General features: G+C 54.9%; 15 protein-coding genes and 3 pseudogenes. 7 read left to right on the top strand and 11 right to left on the bottom strand.

The features are described 5' to 3' along the window. Together GS12_RS24405 and GS12_RS24670 are read right to left on the bottom strand one after the other, a co-directional pair. Window positions 1–162 (bottom strand): annotated as a pseudogene (locus GS12_RS24405) (IS30 family transposase); the annotation flags it as partial. A 369-nt stretch (window positions 163–531) separates the two neighbouring features. Continuing rightward, a complete protein-coding gene (locus GS12_RS24670) occupies window positions 532–684 on the bottom strand; it encodes a hypothetical protein (protein ID WP_156103076.1) in 153 nt (50 codons plus the stop codon). 884 nt (window positions 685–1,568) lie between these two features. Here GS12_RS24670 and GS12_RS19355 point away from each other — a divergent pair. Together GS12_RS19355 and GS12_RS19350 are read left to right on the top strand one after the other, a co-directional pair. Continuing rightward, window positions 1,569–2,552: a DUF1852 domain-containing protein gene (locus GS12_RS19355; protein WP_034949833.1), complete on the top strand. Its 984-nt coding sequence runs from the start codon at window positions 1,569–1,571 to the stop codon at window positions 2,550–2,552. Window positions 2,553–2,579: 27 nt separating this feature from the next. Then, window positions 2,580–3,611: a methionine synthase gene (locus GS12_RS19350; RefSeq protein WP_072016926.1), complete on the top strand. Its 1,032-nt coding sequence runs from the start codon at window positions 2,580–2,582 to the stop codon at window positions 3,609–3,611. Window positions 3,612–3,965: 354 nt separating this feature from the next. Here GS12_RS19350 and GS12_RS19340 read toward each other — a convergent pair. The 5 genes from GS12_RS19340 to GS12_RS19315 all read right to left on the bottom strand — a co-directional run bounded on the left by GS12_RS19340 (window position 3,966) and on the right by GS12_RS19315 (window position 9,433). After that, a protein-coding gene (locus GS12_RS19340) for an IS3 family transposase (protein ID WP_407637869.1) occupies window positions 3,966–5,074 on the bottom strand; the annotation gives its coding sequence in 2 pieces (ribosomal slippage) (window positions 3,966–4,813 and window positions 4,813–5,074; 1,110 coding nt in all). A 113-nt stretch (window positions 5,075–5,187) separates the two neighbouring features. Beyond that, window positions 5,188–5,670, bottom strand: a complete 483-nt coding sequence (locus tag GS12_RS19330; protein ID WP_034949822.1) for a GNAT family N-acetyltransferase — start codon at window positions 5,668–5,670, stop codon at window positions 5,188–5,190. A gap of 119 nt (window positions 5,671–5,789) precedes the next feature. After that, a complete protein-coding gene (locus tag GS12_RS19325; RefSeq protein ID WP_034949820.1) occupies window positions 5,790–7,007 on the bottom strand; it encodes an aminotransferase class I/II-fold pyridoxal phosphate-dependent enzyme in 1,218 nt (405 codons plus the stop codon). A 3-nt stretch (window positions 7,008–7,010) separates the two neighbouring features. Then, window positions 7,011–8,333 (bottom strand): LLM class flavin-dependent oxidoreductase, encoded by a 1,323-nt coding sequence (locus GS12_RS19320; protein ID WP_034915803.1) that lies wholly within the window; start codon window positions 8,331–8,333, stop codon window positions 7,011–7,013. Window positions 8,334–8,359: 26 nt separating this feature from the next. Further along, the gene (locus GS12_RS19315) at window positions 8,360–9,433 is read right to left on the bottom strand and encodes an iron-containing alcohol dehydrogenase family protein (protein ID WP_034949837.1); all 1,074 of its coding nucleotides are present in this window, start codon (window positions 9,431–9,433) and stop codon (window positions 8,360–8,362) included. Between the two features lie 277 nt (window positions 9,434–9,710). Between GS12_RS19315 and purB the strand changes: the two genes are divergently transcribed. The 3 genes from purB to GS12_RS19300 are packed head-to-tail and all read left to right on the top strand — an operon-like array spanning window position 9,711 to window position 12,972. Continuing rightward, the gene (gene purB, locus GS12_RS19310; protein ID WP_034949817.1) at window positions 9,711–11,093 is read left to right on the top strand and encodes an adenylosuccinate lyase; all 1,383 of its coding nucleotides are present in this window, start codon (window positions 9,711–9,713) and stop codon (window positions 11,091–11,093) included. Continuing rightward, entirely contained in the window at window positions 11,090–11,644 is a 555-nt protein-coding gene (locus tag GS12_RS19305) for a GNAT family N-acetyltransferase (protein WP_034915806.1), read from the top strand. Before purB ends, GS12_RS19305 begins: the two co-directional genes overlap by 4 nt. After that, on the top strand, window positions 11,641–12,972 hold the full coding sequence (locus GS12_RS19300; RefSeq protein ID WP_034949815.1) for an MmgE/PrpD family protein: 1,332 nt from the start codon (window positions 11,641–11,643) through the stop codon (window positions 12,970–12,972). Before GS12_RS19305 ends, GS12_RS19300 begins: the two co-directional genes overlap by 4 nt. Window positions 12,973–12,976: 4 nt before the next feature. On the opposite strand, the gene GS12_RS19295 is transcribed toward GS12_RS19300, so the two are convergent. From GS12_RS19295 to GS12_RS19285, 3 genes are read right to left on the bottom strand one after another with little or no spacing between them, the layout of a single operon-like run. Then, the gene (locus GS12_RS19295; protein WP_034949812.1) at window positions 12,977–13,738 is read right to left on the bottom strand and encodes an amino acid ABC transporter ATP-binding protein; all 762 of its coding nucleotides are present in this window, start codon (window positions 13,736–13,738) and stop codon (window positions 12,977–12,979) included. Next, window positions 13,731–14,660 carry an amino acid ABC transporter permease gene (locus tag GS12_RS19290; protein ID WP_034949811.1) on the bottom strand — a complete coding sequence of 310 codons (930 nt, stop codon included), beginning with the start codon at window positions 14,658–14,660 and terminating at the stop codon, window positions 13,731–13,733. Before GS12_RS19290 ends, GS12_RS19295 begins: the two co-directional genes overlap by 8 nt. Beyond that, window positions 14,657–15,553 carry an ABC transporter substrate-binding protein gene (locus GS12_RS19285; protein ID WP_034949836.1) on the bottom strand — a complete coding sequence of 299 codons (897 nt, stop codon included), beginning with the start codon at window positions 15,551–15,553 and terminating at the stop codon, window positions 14,657–14,659. The genes GS12_RS19290 and GS12_RS19285 overlap by 4 nt, the downstream gene beginning before the upstream one ends. Window positions 15,554–15,812: 259 nt before the next feature. Between GS12_RS19285 and GS12_RS19280 the strand changes: the two genes are divergently transcribed. Then, window positions 15,813–17,039 (top strand): FAD-dependent oxidoreductase, encoded by a 1,227-nt coding sequence (locus GS12_RS19280; protein ID WP_052118532.1) that lies wholly within the window; start codon window positions 15,813–15,815, stop codon window positions 17,037–17,039. Here GS12_RS19280 and GS12_RS23575 read toward each other — a convergent pair. After that, a pseudogene (locus GS12_RS23575) lies at window positions 17,040–17,207 on the bottom strand (MFS transporter); the annotation flags it as partial. Between the two features lie 61 nt (window positions 17,208–17,268). On the opposite strand from GS12_RS23575, the pseudogene GS12_RS23570 reads away from it, so the two are divergent. Then, window positions 17,269–17,412, top strand: a pseudogene (locus GS12_RS23570) (IS5/IS1182 family transposase); the annotation flags it as partial.

Genomic DNA, 17,412 nt, shown 5'->3' with positions numbered 1-17,412 from the left:
GGGAGGACGGTAGCCCCCTGTCTGGTGGATTGTGGGCATGATGGAAGAATGAAATCTGTCGAACATTCTGGCGATATCATGCAGAGAATCACCTTGCTTATATCTGTCCCAGATAATCGCCTTCTGCTCTGGCGTGTAGTTAATCCGAGTTCTTCGTTTCATGACAACGTCCCCCCTTGATTAAGGATAGCGTTGCATCGAGCCATTGAACTCACAGCTTAAAGCGGGCATTGAGTGTTATTAACAATTGAGCGCGCCAGGCGAATTCTGCTTATGACAGCGACGACGCGCAAAGCGTAAAAAATCCCCGCGGTACACTCATCTAACATAACCTTTGACCTGAATGATGGACAAAGGATCATATCAGTGTGAGGTCACTTCACAGAAAAGGGAGCGGAGCAACCGGGACAGCCCGGCATTGCCCGCTCCGCGATGTATAAAATTCCGGACAGCGAGAAGGGACTATGATGACAGAAAAGTATGAATATCATCTACGGCTCGGAAGTGTCTAAATTATCCGTGGCGATTCAGTCAGCTTCCCTGACAAATTGTCGTCGTCTGGCAAGGGTCTTGAGGGATACCGCTGCCCTGACAAACCGCAGATATCTGGCACGGGTCATCGGCAAAACTTGCACCTGTGACTGCCATCAGGCTGGCGAAAATCATTGCGTTAATTTTTTTCATGTTTCTACTCCTCAGAGAAAATCGATACGTGCAGGGATAACAAAGCTGCTACTAAAACTGAGTGGCGTTGGGGGTAATTCAGTTCCATGAACAGAATCGGTTGTTATTGTTCAGAAACCGGGAAGGCTGCCGGGCAATGCGCAGCCGGCCCTGTGATACCGCGCAGCGGCATGAAGGCCCCCACAGTTGCTACAGAGAACGCAGCAGCTCACCGGCACCAGTAACCCGGCGAAGCCGCCTCGATTTAACAGATTGCCTCACTCCCCACTCTTTGTATCTGACAGTATGCGGTAATTAGCTATCACCGCACGAAGCGGAGTGAGTCCGGCCCTTCCCTGACGGTAGGTCAATAATACGCCTTGACCTGCTCATCGCAGACCGCCAACAGCATGGATGAAATGCAGGGCTTCTCCGGGCGCATCATGAGTCCATTTACTCTCCCCCCATACCGAATGCATCAAACGGCGGTCGTCAGAACTACCTTCTCTGATTCAGAGCGCTGTTAACCGCCTGAGAGACAGTCGTCGCTTATAAGACGCCTGCCGCCTGAAGAAATGCGAAGTGTACGGCTCATAACAATACGGGAGCCCTGTACCACGGGTGGTCGCTTTCGAGTCTGTATTTCACCTGTCATTACTGCCTGACAGGACCTTCTGCACCAACGCCGGGGACGGCCGTAAACATGATCATGAATATCGTTCATGTTTGATGAAATTAAATCACTTTTACTCAATCAGTCATTCAGGCATAAAATATACCTTATTAATAACTTTAGATAATATAAAGGCTGCCAAATGAGAAAAACTGAAAAGAGAACCGGGAATCTCTGAAAAGCAACAAATAAGATCACATTTTCACATCAAAATTTAGGATGCCAGATCCCGATGAATACAGAGCTTACCTTCACCATTAAGAGCATTAGTTTCGACGAAAACTATAACCCCTCTGAAAATACGCGTATCACGACTAACTTTGCTAATCTGGCCAGAGGTGAGAAGCGCCAGGAGAACCTGCGTAACGCGCTGGTCATGATCGACAATCGTTTCAATTCCCTGGCGCACTGGGATAATGCCAGGGGAGACCGTTATTCAGTTGAGCTGGAAATTATTTCAGTTGCGTTAAATATCAATGCGGAAAGCAATGATATTACCTTTCCGGTCATTGAAATTTTAAAAACAAATATTATTGACAAGAAAAATAATGAACGTATTGAAGGCATTGTCGGCAATAATTTTTCTTCCTATGTTCGCGACTATGATTTTAGCGTAGTACTGCCAGAACATAATAAGAATAAATCGGACTTTACGATCCCTGATAATTTTGGCGATTTGCATGGCAGCATTTTTGAAAGCTTTGTTAACTCAACTGACTATAAAAACCACTTTGAAAAATCACCTGTAATATGCCTGAGCGTTTCAAGTAAAAATATCTATCAGCGCACTGATAATCAACATCCAGTACTGGGCATTGAATATCAGCAAGATGAACTTTCTTTGACCGATCATTATTTCGCAAAAATGGGACTGCATGCTCGCTATTTTATGCCGTCCAACAGCGTTGCGCCTTTAGCTTTTTATTTCCATGGCGATTTGCTTCGTGACTACACTAACCTTGAGCTTATTAGCACCATCAGTACGATGGAAGCTTTTCAAAAAATTTACCGGCCTGAAATTTACAATGCAAATTCCACAGCAGGAAAATACTATCAACCCAACCTGCACCACCAGGATTATTCTTTAACTCAAATTGTTTATGATCGGGAAGAACGCAGCCAGCTGGCTGTTGAGCAGGGGAAGTTTACTGAGAAGCACTTCATTAAGCCATACCAAACTATTCTTGAGCAATTGTTCACTACTTCTGCTCGCTGATTAAACGAAAACGTAAGGTCATCAATAATGAAAAAGCTATTACCCACGTCGACTGCTGGCAGTTTACCCAAACCTTCCTGGCTTGCACAACCTGAGACACTCTGGTCGCCCTGGAAATTGCAAAATGAAGAATTAGTTGAGGGCAAACAAGATGCTCTGCGTCTGTGCCTGGAAGATCAACGGCAGGCAGGTATTGATATTGTCAGTGATGGTGAGCAAACACGCCAGCATTTTGTCATGACGTTTATTGAGCATCTGAGCGGCGTTGATTTTGAGAAACGCCAGACCGTCAAAATTCGTGATCGCTATGATGCCAGTGTACCTACCGTTGTGGGTGAGGTGACTCGTCAAAAACCCGTTTTTGTGGAAGATGCCAAATTTTTACGTCAGCAAACCCGTCAACCCATTAAATGGGCGCTGCCGGGTCCGATGACGATGATCGATACACTCTATGATAGCCATTACAAAAGTCGCGAAAAGCTGGCCTGGGAATTTGCTAAAATTCTCAATCAGGAAGCCAGAGAATTAGAGGCGGCGGGTGTCGATATTATTCAGTTTGATGAACCTGCCTTTAATGTCTTTTTTGATGAGGTGAATGACTGGGGAATTGCCGCTTTAGAAAAAGCCATTGAAGGGCTTAAATGTGAAACAGCCGTACATATTTGCTATGGTTATGGCATTAAAGCCAATACGGACTGGAAAAAGACGCTGGGATCAGAATGGCGACAATATGAAGAAGTTTTTCCTAAGCTACAAACATCTGGGATTGATATAATTTCGTTAGAGTGTCAAAACTCGCGTGTTCCGATGGATCTCATCGAGCTCATTCGGGGTAAAAAAGTGATGGTCGGCGCCATTGATGTGGCAACCAATACCATTGAGACACCAGAGGAAGTGGCTGATACACTGCGCAAAGCACTTAATTTTGTCGATGCCGACAAGCTTTATCCCTCAACCAACTGTGGCATGGTTCCCTTATCTCGTCGTGTAGCAAGAGGTAAGTTAAGTGCTTTAAGCGCAGGTGCAGAAATTGTGCGAAGAGAACTCCTGTCTGAATAACTCAATACCTGAAGTGAACTCAGTCCGGGTTGAACAATTGGCTCAATTGCCAACGATAAACCGGACTGGGTGATAACGCTCATAACAGCAATCACTGATGAATTATTCTGACCAGAAGAGTATTAACCTGTTTTTCTGAGGTCAGGTCCTGGCATAATGGTCGTCAGCAAGAGGCTTCAGTAATCATATTTTTAGCCATCGCCAACAGGAAAGCGGTTACGGCCGTCGCGTCGGTGATTTCACCATCAAGTATCTGACCTGCTCCCCGTTGATTAATACACCGCGATGTTAGTAATGTCTTCATATTGACCCTGACCTCGAATATGATCCATTCATAATCAGGAATAACCGGCTTCATTCTGGCTGCATATTCTGGCAACCGGCAGATTTTTCGGCAAATTCTGACGGGGTCATCCAGCCCAGCGCAGAATGGGGACGCCTCTGGTTATAGGGTATGCGCCAGGCCTCGATTTTGCACCGTGCATCCTCCAGAGACATAAACCAGTTCTCGTTCAGACATTCCTGCCGTAACCTGCCGTTGAAGGACTCCACCGTCGCATTGTCCGTCGGTGTTCCCGGGCGTGAGAAGTCGATTTTGATGCCTCTTTCGTACACCCATCTGTCCGGCATTTTCCCTGCAAATTCAGAACCATTATCGGTTTTCAGCAACTGAGGTAAAGGACGTCTGAGCGCTATGCTGTTCAGCATTTCTGCCACTTCTGTTGAACGCAAATTCTGCCCCACGCAGATCCCCGGGCATTCGCGGGTGTACAGGTCGATAACCGTCAGCAGGCGCAGTCGTCGCCCGTCAAACAACGCATCAGAGACAAAATCCATGCCCCAGACGTGGTTTGGATATAAGCCCTGAGGCTGTGGTTGCCTCCGCCGGGCAGACTTATTGCGACGTGGCCGTTTGAGGCGCAGCGACAGCCCCTGCTCACAGTAGAGGCGGTAGATTCTTTTGTGATTATCGCGCCAGCCTTCCCGCCTGAGCATCACGTGTACCCGACGGTACCCGTAATGAACCCGGGTTTCGGTTATCTCACGGATGCGTAGCCGCAGTGCGCTGTCGTCGGCGGCCACAGAACGATATCGAAACGAGCTGCGGCTGACCCGCAGCGCAAAACAGACCTGTCTCTCACTGGCACCGTAGCGGGCCTGCAAATCCCTGACCCATTCGCGCAGGCGTGCCAGCGTCAGCTCTTTTTTGCCAGCACGTCCTGCAGCATCGCCTTATCGAGGCTGAGGTCAGCAACCAGCCTCTTCAGCCGCAGATTTTCCTCTTCCAGCTGCCGCATATGTTTGAGTTCAGAAGGGGAAATTCCGCCGTATTTTTTACGCCACGTATAGAAAGTGGCATCCGAAATGCCTGGCTTGCGACAGACGTCCGGCACTGACGTACCTGGTTCAGCCTGCTTCAGGGCAAAAACAATCTGCTCTTCGGTGAATCGTGACTTTTTCATCGGCACATCCTCCGTTCAGGGGAGTCATTATCATGCCGGAATTCTGTTTCTGAATGGAGCAGGATTTCGGGTCAGGGTCATTTCCGTCCGGCCTCGGGCAGGATTTTTTTGTTCTATTCTCCTGCATCAATTTTCCACGCCATATTGATACCCGTTACCTCAAAACCCGACTTCTGATAAAGATGAAGAGCAGCATGGTTATCAGGCGCCACACGCAGTTTCACCGATACAGTATTCAGCGCCTGAAGCTTCTCAGAGAGTGCCTGTAAGGCTTTACCACCCAGCTTCTTATTACGCCACTCGGGAAAGATAAAAAAATCCATTATGAAGGCGGAACTGTCAGCGGGTGAGACCTGTATCCAGAAATAACCGATATGGTGCTTCCCGGCGTCGTTGTGTGTATGAAGGCTGAAAAGAAGAGAGTTCTCTGCCGTCTTTTCGTCGGGAAAAGAAGAGGCTATTAAATCTGCGGCTTTTTGATGCGCCTGCGGCTGAGGCAAACGGTGGTTTTTTACCAGATCGTGGGTGTACTCATTGATAAAGACCGTAAAATATAAATTACGCTCTTCACCAGAACATTCCGTTAATGTAACCAAAACAGTTTTCCTATTGATCGGTTTGATTTTAAAAAGGAAGAGGCGGGCTTACGTTACCATTATCAACAGGCAAAGAATATTTTCACGTCAGCCGCTGCGTCTGACGTGCGACCAGAGAATTATTGCCCGTCGCCGGACACAAGCCGTTCGCAGGCCGCCGCGATGCGTCGTCCCGCTTCCTCGATCGTGGCATTGTCGGTGGCGATGGAGAGGCGAAAACAGGGAGACAGGCCGTATGCGCTGCCGCCGACGCCCGACACGCCGTTTTCCAGCAGATAATCCAGTACGTCCTCTTCGCTGGTTAAGGCGTTGCCGTCCGGCCGCCGTCGTCCGATGAGCCCGGCACAGCGACAGAAAATAAAAAAACCGCCCTGCGGCGTCAGCAGTTCAAGCCCTTCCACAGCAGAAAGTCGCGCCACAAGGGTATCGCGTCTTTGCTGATAAGCCGCCACCTGTGGCTTCAGAAAATCCAGTCCGCCGTTGAAGGCCGCCAGCGCTGCCGCCTGGCTTACCGAGCCGGCACCGGAGCTGATTTGCGACTGAACAACAGTCATGGCGGTTATTAACGTTTTCGGCCCGGCACCATATCCAATGCGCCACCCCGTCATCGCATAGGTTTTGGAAACGCCGCCCACCAGCAGGCTGCGCTCGTGAAAGTCCGCCGCCACGTTGAGCAGATTATGATGCTCGCGCCCGTCAAACAGAATATGTTCATAAAGTTCATCCAGCAGCACCATCACCTGTGGATGCTGCCGTAGCACATCCGCCAGCGCCAGCAGCGCCTGCCGCGAGTAAACGGCACCGCTCGGATTTCCCGGATGATTCAGCACCAGCCAGCGCGTGCGCGGCGTGATGCTGGCGGCCAGCGCCTCCGGCGTCAACCGATATCCCTGCTCAAGCGGGCATTCCACTAACACCGGCCTGCCGCCGTTAAAGCGCACGCTGTCAGGGAACGTTGGCCAGTACGGCACCGGTACAATCACCTCGTCGCCTTCATTCAGCGTCGCGGCAAAGGCGTTAAAGATTATCTGTTTGGCGCCGTTGGCGATAATGATGTTCTCTGTTTCAAACGCCAGCTGGTTTTCACGGAGGAGCTTCTGCCGCACCGCCTCACGCAGCGGTTTCGTCCCCGCCGTCGGCGTATATTTGGTTTCGCCCCGGTTCATCGCTTCATACGCGGCCTGCCTGATATGCATGGGCGTATCAAAATCGGGTTCGCCGGTGGTTAAATCCAGAATATCCACCCCGGCCTGTTTCAGACTGACCGTGCGCTGTTTTGCCGCCGCGTTAGCGGAAAGCGAGACGCGCTGTACGCGTTCTGACAAAGAAATAGCCATGGATTACGCCTCCTGCTGCATGTCAGGCGCGGGCAGGCCGAGGTTCTCGCGCAGCGTGCTGAACGCATACTCCTCCCGAAAGAGGCCGCGACGCTGAAGTTCAGGGATCACTAATTCAATAAACAGCGACAGCTGCTCCGGCATCACCGCAGGCATGATATTGAAGCCGTCGGCGCCGCGCTGCTCCAGCCATAACTGGAAGTCATCGGCAATATCCTCCGCCGTCCCGACCAGCACCCGGTGCCCGCGCGATCCGGCTGCAATGGCGGCCAGTTCGCGCAGCGTCAGATTCTCGCGAAACGCCAGCTCGGTCAGCAGCTTCACGCGGCTTTGCCCGCCTTCGCCTGCGGGCACGTCCGGCACCGGGCCATCGAGCGGAAACTGGCTGAGATCCATCTCAAAGCGTGTGGAAAGCTGGCGAATACCGTTATCAATATCGACCAGCTCATTTAAACGACGCCACGTTTCACGCGCCTCTTCGCGCGTGCGGCCAACAATCGGCATCACGCCGGGGAGGATCAGCAGACGATCGGGGTTTCGCCCTGCGTCAGTGACCTGCTGTTTCTGGCTGCGATAGAAACGCTGCGCATCGTCCAGCGTGGCGGCGGCGGTAAACACCACTTCGGCGGTGGCGGCGGCCAGCTTCTGACCATCGGCAGACGACCCCGCTTCGATAATCACCGGTCGTCCCTGCGGCGAACGCGTAATATTCAGCGGCCCCTGCACCTGAAAGTGCTCACCCTGATGGTTGATCGGCTGAATTTTTTCATTGACGAAATACTGCCCGCTCTCTTTGTCGGGCCGGACCGCGCCCTCCTGCCAGCCTTCCCACAGTTTGAACGTCACCTCAAGAAACTCATGTGCGCGGGCGTAGCGTTGTGCATGCGTGGGAATATCGCTGCGACTGAAATTGCGCGCCACGTCGTCCGAAAACGAGGTGACGACGTTCCAGGCCGCGCGCCCGCGGCTGATGTGATCCAGTGAAGCGAAACTGCGTGCCAGATTGAACGGATCGGTGAAGGTGGTGGAGGCCGTTGCCGCCAGGCCGATATGCCGCGTGTTCACCGCCAACGCCGACAGCAGCGTCAGCGGCTCCAGTCGTGCCATGGTCGACGGCAGGCGATAGACGCTGGTCGCCAGCGCGTCGCCAATGAAAAAAAGGTCGAACCGCCCTGCTTCCGCCATTTTGGCAATCCGGATAAGCCAGTCAATATCGGTTGGTGAGCCGAGCTCTTCGGTCAAACGCCAACCGCTGACGTGATGCCCCAGCGGTTGGACAAAAAGGCCGAGCCGAAGCTGCCGTGGGGAGTCTGTCGTTGTGGACATCGCTATTCCTTTCCAGGTGTTCTGTATCAAAAACCGTGTTCAGTCGCCATCAGCGCGCGTTCAATTTTTTCCGCCGCCAGCGAAAATGGCAGCCGCGCCGCGCCTGATGCCGGAAACTTAACTTCGCGGGCAATGGCAGCCATAGCCGCCGCGCGATCGCCCGACAGCGGTGCGAGCGTCAGCGGCGCATCATACTGGCGCAGCAGCGCCAGCAGCTGTGCGTCGGGCTGGCCGGTTTCGCTTTCCATCAACGACTGCACAAGCAAACCAAAACCGACCTTCTCGCCATGCAGCCAGTCATGCAGTTCTGGCTGATGAGTTAACCGGTTATGAATGGCGTGCGCGACACCCGGCGCAGGCGTGGCGTCGCGCATGCTGTTCGCCATGCCTGCCACCGCGATGTTCGCATCAATGACCTTTATCAGGGCGGGCGTCACTGCATGAAGCTCGTTGTCGCGGACGGCCTCAGTGCCGTATTTTTCAAAAATGTCGACGGCGAGTCGCGCGGCCTGCACCTTCAGATTCAGCGCCAGGCTGTCGTCGCTTTTCTGTTTATAAGGGCGAAACTCATACCATTTTGCCAACGCATCGACGATGCCCGCCTTCAGGTAACGAACGTCGTTCTGCGCAATGATTTCGCTGTCCACCAGCACCATCAACGGCATCGTTGAAAGCGGCTGGCTGCGTACATGTCCACCGCGTTCATTATAGATAATGCTCACCGGCGACCAGGCGGCGCAGGTGGCGGCAACGGTTGGCATCGTCACCAGTACGCCGTCGCCCAGTCCGGCAGCGACCGCTTTGGCGCAGTCGAGCGCGCGGCCGCCGCCGATGCCTAAAATAAGCGATGCTTCCTGCTGCTGAACGGCAGCAAGATGTGATGCGATAGCGACATCGGTGCATTCCGTGGTCAGAAAATGGCATTGATAGCGAATATTTTCCGCTTCAAGACTCTCTCTCAGCTGCGGATTGACCGCCTTCCACGCCTGCGGGCTGGTGATAATTGCAACATGGCTGGCATGGGCGGAGAGGATCTCCCCCACGCGGGTGCGAAGTCCCGCCTGGTTGAGGTAGTGCTGCGGCGATTTAATGGCAAACACAATAATGGCCTTATTCTTCTGGCGATAATATTCAGCGAAAATAAATTCATTCACCCTGCGAAAAAATTATTTTCCGCCGGACGGACAAGTGAAACAGGTTTTTCGATCGCGATCTTATCGATAATACGTAAATCAACGCTGTCCACAACCCGTTGATTACGTTTCCTTATTCTCTTATTCGCAAATAAACAGATGAAATTCAGCTAAAGAAGTAAATCCCTTGCATCCTCCCCTGATGAAGGGAAATGATGAGATGAAATAACGCGATGAGAATATTATGTCATCACATCCCATTGATTATCTTTTGCTGGGCGATAATTTCGGCACGCCAGAAATGCGTGATATCTGGTCAGAGCAAAATCGCCTGACGCGGCAAACAGAAGTGGAAGTGGCGCTGGCGCTTACCGAAGGTGAACTTGGGGTTATTCCACGCGCAGCGGCACGAGAGATCGCGGCAAAGGCTGACCCGGGCCGGCTCAATATCCGCGATATCGCCCTGTCCGGCGTAAAAATGAAGCATTCGCTGATGCCGATGATTGCCGCGCTACAGCAGCAGTGCGGTGAAGCGGGCGAGTTTATTCACTACGGCGTCACCACGCAGGATATCGTTGACACTGCCACCGTCCTGCAACTTCGCCAAACGCTGGACGTTATCCGGCGCGACTGCGTGGCCATTGCCGATGCGCTGAAAACGCTGGCCCGGGAGCATCAGCACACGCTGATGGCGGGCCGCACGCACGGAATGCAGGCGCTTCCTGTCACCTTTGGTTTTAAGGCCGCCGTCTGGCTGGATGAGTTTGTGCGGCATCTCGACAGACTGGCGGCGCTGCGCCCTCGCCTGCTCACCGGCAATCTCAGCGGTGCCGTCAGCACCTATGCGGCGCTGGGCGAGATCGGGCCGGAAGTTGAACGCCAGACGCTGACGCGACTGGGTCTGAACACGCCCGCTATCGGCTGGCAGTCGGCGCGCGATCGCTTCTCGGAATATGCCTCGGTGGCGGTGATGATCAGCGGCACGCTGGGCAAAATTGGCAACGAGCTTTATAACCTGATGCGCACCGAGATCGGCGAGGTGGAAGAACCGTTCAGCGCAGGGAAAATCGGCTCCTCCACCATGCCGCACAAGCGCAATCCTGCCGCGCTGGAAGGCCTTGCCAGCCTGACCGCGCCGCTGCTGCACAGCGCCTCGCTGATTTATCATTCAATGCACGTTGAACATGAACGCGACGCGATGAGCTGGCGCGCCGAATGGATCGCGCTGCCTCAGATCTCTGTTTATCTCGCCGCGCAGTTAAAAAACGCCCTTGAAATCCTCTCCGGCCTGACGGTGAATAAAGCGCGCATGCTGGCGAATCTGCAACTGCTGGATGGCCTGCTGCTCTCTGAGAAAGTAATGTTTGAAACGGGAAAACGGCTGGGCAAGCAGACGGCGCATCATCTGGTTTATGAGTGCGCCATGACGGCATATGAGCAGCGACTGTCATTCCGCGATCTCCTGCTGGCCCACCCGGTACTCGCCGCGCACATTACGCCGGAGGACCTGGATAGCTGGCTTGACCCGGCCAACTATACCGGCTGCGCCTCGCAAAAGGTGGATGAAGCCATCCGCTTTGCCGAACAATCCGGCCATCTCACTCACGTAAAGGAGACCGAACGGTGACGCTGCACTACAAACGTCTCACGGTCGCCGATCGGGAAGAGTATCTGATCCTGATGCAGGCGGCCTATGCGCCTATCCGCGCGCTGGGTATCCATTTTGACGCCGCCAGCGCCGACCTGCAAAAAGTGACGCAACACCTTGAACATCATGCCGTTTACGCCGCGCTCAGCGATCACAGGCTGGCGGCCTCCGTAACGGTGCGTTTTCCCTGGGGGCCGCTACCAGGCCCCTTCGGTCTGCCGCATATCGGCTGGTTTGGCGTCCATCCCGATTTCAAAGGCCAAAACCTTGGCGCCACGCTGCTTGGCTGGCTGGAGCAGGAGGTGCTTCTGGCGGAGCTCAGAGCGCCCGCCGTCTCGCTGGGCACTGCTATCAGCCATCCGTGGCTGCGTGCGATGTATCAGAAGTTGGGCTTTGAAGCGATGCACGAAACCGATCTCGGTAAAGGCCATATCACCCTCTATATGAAAAAAGTGCTCGATGAATCGCTCCATGCACAGTGGCTGGCGCGCAGAACGCCGCCGCCGTTAACGTCAACGGAAAAACAATGACCGTATCTTATTCTTCCTCTCTTGCCCGCTCGCTGGCGGCGGCGATTGTCGGTTCCACGCCCTCCTCCGCCGCGCGGGAAAAAGCACGAGACGGATTACTGGATTTTCTGGCGGTCACGCTGCCGGTCGTTCGCGGTGACATTGCGGATTCGGGCCTGCGCAGCCTGCGGCAGGTTTATCCGTCCGACGATGCACAGAGCCGCGCGCTGCTGCTCGGCTACGCCGGACACGCGCTCGACTTCGATGATTTTCATCCGGATTTTCGCGGACACCCCACCACCGTGATCGTGCCCGCGCTCCTCGCACTGGCAGCGGACGACGACGGCGAAAGATTTCTGGATGCCTGTGTGATTGGCGTGGAGACCGCCGGTCGTCTGGGGCTGGCTGCGGGCCCGCAGCATTATGGGCTGGGTTTTCATAATACCGCCACGCTCGGCACGATCGCCGCCGCTGCCGCCTGCGCCCGTCTGGTCAACGCCAGCCCGTCTCAGGTCGCGATGATCATCGGCGTTGCCGCGACGCAGGCCAGCGGGCTTCGCGCGCAGTTTGGTAGCGCGGTGAAACCGCTGCACGCCGGGCTGGCCGCACGCGCTGCCGTTGCCGCCACGCAGCTGGTGCTGGCAGGATTTGAGGGGCAGCCTGACAACGTGCTGGAAGCCTTTCTTCACGCCTTCGGTGGCGGCGGGCAGCAGCCAGAAAAGCTGACGCAGAACTGGGGATCGCCGTGGCGTATCGTTGCGCCAGGTCTGGAGTTTAAACCCTGGCCGACCTGCGGCGGCACTCACGGCGCAATTGATGCAGCAAAGGCGATACGTCACGCCTGGCAGGCGGCGGGAAAAAGCATCGCCATGCTGAACGCGCAGATTGCACACATTGAGGTGTCATTCCCGCCCGGCGGCGATATTGCCGCTTCGGTACGCCAGCCCGTTAACGGTATCGAGGCGCGTTTCAGTCTGGAGTACGTCATTGCTGCCAGCCTCTTGCGCGACACGCTGCGCTTGCAGGATTTTTCTGAAGCGCCGGTCGACCCAGAGCTGGCTGAACTGGCGATGAAGGTGTCACGCTGCCCGGACGCCAGCGCACCGCCGGATGCACTTGACCCCACCGCACGTTTTCATCAGGTTACGCTGTTTCTGCATAATGGGGAGACGCTGCAACAGCGCTTCACCCGTCAGCAAAGCCTGGCGCAGCCGCTGGATCTGACTGAAAAGCTGCGCGGCTGTTTGCCTGCCGCCAGCGAAGCGCAACGCGCTGATATCATTGCGCACACCCGCCTGGAGACGGCGGAGAGCCTGTCGCAGCTTACCCGCTGGCTCTTTGCGCGTTGAAGACTCAAAGCACGGTTGACAGGAAATTCTTCACCCGAACATTGCTGGTATCGTCAAGGACGGCTTTACCCGGCCCGGAAGCGACGATTTTACCGGCTTCCATAAAGATGATGTTGTCGGCCACTTCACGCGCGAAACCAACCTCATGCGTCACGATCACCATGGTGATGCCGGAGTGCGCCAGTTTTTTAATCACCTGAAGCACTTCCCCCACCAGTTCAGGATCGAGCGCCGAGGTTGGCTCATCAAACAGCATAACCTCAGGATCCATCGCCAGCGCGCGTGCAATCGCCACCCGCTGTTGCTGTCCGCCTGAAAGCTGTTGCGGCCAGTCATCCGCGCGATCGGCCAGCCCTACCTGTTGTAACAGCTGCCGCGCCTTTGCCGTCGCCTGTCGGCGATTTTGCTTTTTCACGCGAAGCGGCGCATCAATGATGTTCTGTAGCACCGTGCGGTGCGGAAAAAGATTGAACTGCTGAAACACCATGCCGATGCGGCTGCGTTGTGCGGCGATCCTGGTGCTACTCAGCTCGTGGAGCGCCTGCCCCTTCTGCTGATAGCCCACCAGTTCGCCACCGATACGTATCGTGCCGCCATCCAGTTTTTCCAGATGATTAATGCAGCGTAAAAGCGTGGATTTCCCGGAGCCGGACGGGCCAAGGATCACCGTGACCGAGCCGGCCGGAATATCCAGATCGATCTGATCCAGTACCGTATTGCCGGAAAAATGTTTGCTGACCTGACGAAAGGCAATGGCTTCACCCATGGCTGGTTTCTCCTGCATTCATGCTGCGGTGCAGCGCGGGTTCCGCCGCTGGGCGTTTACGTTTGACCTGACGATAGCTGCTGCGGCTGAAGTAGCGTTCGACATAATACTGCCCCACCGACAGCAGCGAGGTCAGCACCAGATACCAGAGCGTGGCGACCAGCAGCAGCGGGATGACCTCGTAGGTACGCTGATAGATAATCTGCGCTGAAAAGAGCACATCCTGTAGCGAGATAACCGACACCACCGCCGTGGTTTTAAGCTGGCCGATCACCTCATTGCCGGCGGGCGGCAGAATAGCGCGCATGGCCTGCGGCAATATGGTATGGCGAAAAATTTGCGCCGGACGATAGCCCAGCGCGCGCGCCGCCTCGATTTGTCCGGCGCCAACGCTCTGAATGCCCGCGCGAATAATCTCCGCCGCATAGGCTGACTGGTGCATCACCAGCGCGATAACGGCCGCGCTGAAGGGGCTGATGAGGGCGTTGGCGGGCGCGCTCCAGATTTCGCCGATCCACGGCAGCGAGATAGAGAGCGTCGGATAGAGCGCGGCCACGTTGTACCAGAGAAAAAGCTGAACCAGCATCGGCACGCCACGGAAAAACCAGGTATAGCTCCAGCTCACCGCCACCAGCACCGGATTGGACGACAGACGCATCAGCGCCAGCACCGTACCACCAGCGAAACCAACAATCACCGAGATGGCGGTCAGTTGCAGGGTCATCAGCACGCCCTGAATGATCGAAGGAGCGGTAAAGTTTTCCGCAATCACCGCCCATTCGAAACGTGGATTATTCAGCATTGAATGCCCTGCCGCCAGCAGCAGCAGGGCAACAATCAGGGCGCTTATCCAGCGGCCGGCATATTTTTTACTGACGATGCGCAGCCCGTCGACAGTCGCGCCGTCCTGATAGTGGCTCATCCAAAGATCTCTTCATTACGTTTAGACTCTTTTACCGCACCGAAGCCAATCGACCATTTATCAAGGATTTTCTGGTAGGTGCCATCTTTAATCAGCGAGTTAAGCGAAGCCTGAATCGCCTCTTCCAGAGGTGACTGCTTGGGCAGCGCAATGGAGACCGGTGCATCATCAACGTGGATTTGTCCGCTCATCGTCAGCGGCTTCACCTGACTGACCTGATACGTCAGCCCTTCGTACGGGCCGAAGAACAGCGGCACGCGGCCGCTTACCACCGCCTGCACACCGGATGGCCGGTCAGGGAAGACGGCAATTTTGACAGGCTTTTTGCCCGCGTCGGTACAGTTTTTACTGGCTGCTTCCAGGCGACCGATCTGCGTGGTGCCCGCACCCGCCCCAATCTCCTGGCCGCAAACCGCGTCGAAAGAGGTAAATGGCGCAATGTTGGCATCTTTACGAGAGATCACGCCGAGACGAGAGGCATCGTAATAGCTGATGAAATCAACCTGCTCCAGACGCTTTTTGGTGGCGTTAATATTCGACAACGCGACGTCATAGCGGCCCGATTTCAGACCAGGAATAATATTGTCGAACCCGCCGGTATCCTGCCAGCGTACGTCGACGCCCAGTCGCGCGGCCACGGCGTTCATGATGTCAATCTCACGTCCTGCCAGCGTCTTGTTGTCTTCTTTAAAAAAGGTGGTGGGCGGCGTATTCGGATTGGTGCCTGCCACAATGTAACCTCGCTTGCTGATATCCGCAGGAAGTTTCCCTTTCAGCGACGCGTCTGGCGAAACCGTAAAGGTCGACGACGCCGGAACGTTCTGCTCTGCTGCCCATACCGAAGATACATTTCCCGCCATCAGCAGCGGGATCAATACGTTAGCCAGCTTCATCATGAACCTTTTCCTGATTAAATCGTTAATAACTGTCGCGCTGTCACGAGACACAAGCGTTAACGTCCGACGATTTTTATAACGTTCTGATCTGAGAAACGCTGCCGAGCGAAGTTTGATTTTGCGTGCAGCGACCGTTTGTTTACAAATGAGAAAAAAATCTAAGCTATCCACAATCGTTGCTAACTTATTACGCTGTTTTTGTATCGCCCCGGCGCATGGCATTACCCAAAACCGTTGATGAGAACTATTATCACGTATGGGTTGTTTACAGAGAGAGAGGCAGGTGACAGAGACGATTTCGTTATCGGCGGCATGCTGTATTGTAGGCGGCGGCCCGGCAGGCATGATGCTTGGCTATCTGCTGGCACGGGCAGGCGTGGGCGTGGTAGTTGTCGAGAAACACGCCGACTTCCTGCGCGATTTTCGCGGCGACACGGTGCATCCTTCCACCTTGCAAATCATGCATCAGCTTGGGCTGCTTGACGAACTGCTGACGCTGCCCCACCAGCGCGCCGGGAAGCTTCATGCCGAAATGAATGGAAAAGAGGTCACCATGGCGGACTTTTCCCGGCTGCCGGTCAAATGCCGCTTTATTGCCTTTATGCCGCAGTGGGACTTCCTCAATTTTCTTGCCAGCAAAGCCGCTGCACTGCCTGACTTTACGCTGCTCCGGTCTGCCCGATTTGAGGATTTCCTCATTGAGGATGGCCGCATCTGCGGCGTAAGGGCGCTGACCCCAAACGGGCCGCTTGAGATCCGTTCGCCGCTGGTCGTCGGTGCCGATGGCCGCCGGTCGAAGGTAAGAGAAAAGGCCACGCTGACCGGATGCGCCTTTGGCGCACCGCGCGATGTGCTGTGGTTCCGGCTGGCAAAACGGCCTGACGATCCTGCGTGGAGCATGGGCCACACCGGGCCGAAGCAAAATTTTATTCTGATCGACCGGGGCGACTTCTGGCAGTGCGGTTTGTCCATCGCCAAAGGCGACTATCAGGCGATAGTGAATGCCGGACTGGAGGCACTGAAGCAGCAGATTGCGCAGGTATCACAATTTGACACCGGGCGGCTGGCGGAACTCCGCGACTGGGATGAAATCAAGCTGCTCGAAATTCGTATCGATCGGCTGGATGTCTGGGCGAAGCCCGGCGTGCTCTGCATTGGCGATGCGGCGCATGCCATGTCGCCGGTGGGCGGCGTAGGGGTGAATCTGGCGATTCAGGACGCGGTTGCCGCCGCGAACGTTCTGACGCTGCCCTTGCGAAATAACACGCTGACGCTGAACGATCTGCACAAAGTACAGCGTCGGCGAGACTTCCCTACCCGCGCCACACAGTTTTTACAGATTAAAATGAGCGGTAAAAAGCGGCGTAAAAAAAGCAGCGCAATGCCGAAACTGGTTCGACGGCTGCCTTTTTTTCCGCACGTATTCGGCTGGATCATCGGGCTTGGCTTTCGCCGCGAACGCCCGCGGGATTTTAACCGTTAGCTACGTTTCATTATGCAGACGCTGGCGCCGCCGCAATCCGGGGAATAACGCCATCCACAGCCCGACCACGATCAGCGTGCCCACGCCGCCCACCAGCGCAGCGGGCGCCGCGCCTAACCACGCCGCCAGCATGCCGGATTCAAATTCGCCAAGCTGGTTCGAGGTATTAGGTTTTGTACGAAAAGTCGGTGGGGGGTAGAATTGCCGCCATGATTGGCTGGAGGCCCGCATGGCAAAGCGTTACGAACTCTCCGACGCATCGTGGGAATTGATCAAGGATCTGGTTTCTCCCGAGCAGAAAATGGGTCGCCCACGTAGTGATGATGGCCTGGTACTCCACGGAGTCCTTTGGATTTTGTGCTCGGGTGCTGCC

The sequence above is a fragment of the Erwinia oleae genome, assembly GCF_000770305.1.
In the GTDB taxonomy this organism is placed as follows: domain Bacteria; phylum Pseudomonadota; class Gammaproteobacteria; order Enterobacterales; family Enterobacteriaceae; genus Erwinia; species Erwinia oleae.
The sequence above is the reverse complement of the archived record's forward strand: the minus strand, read 5'-3'. Positions and strand labels throughout refer to the sequence as shown.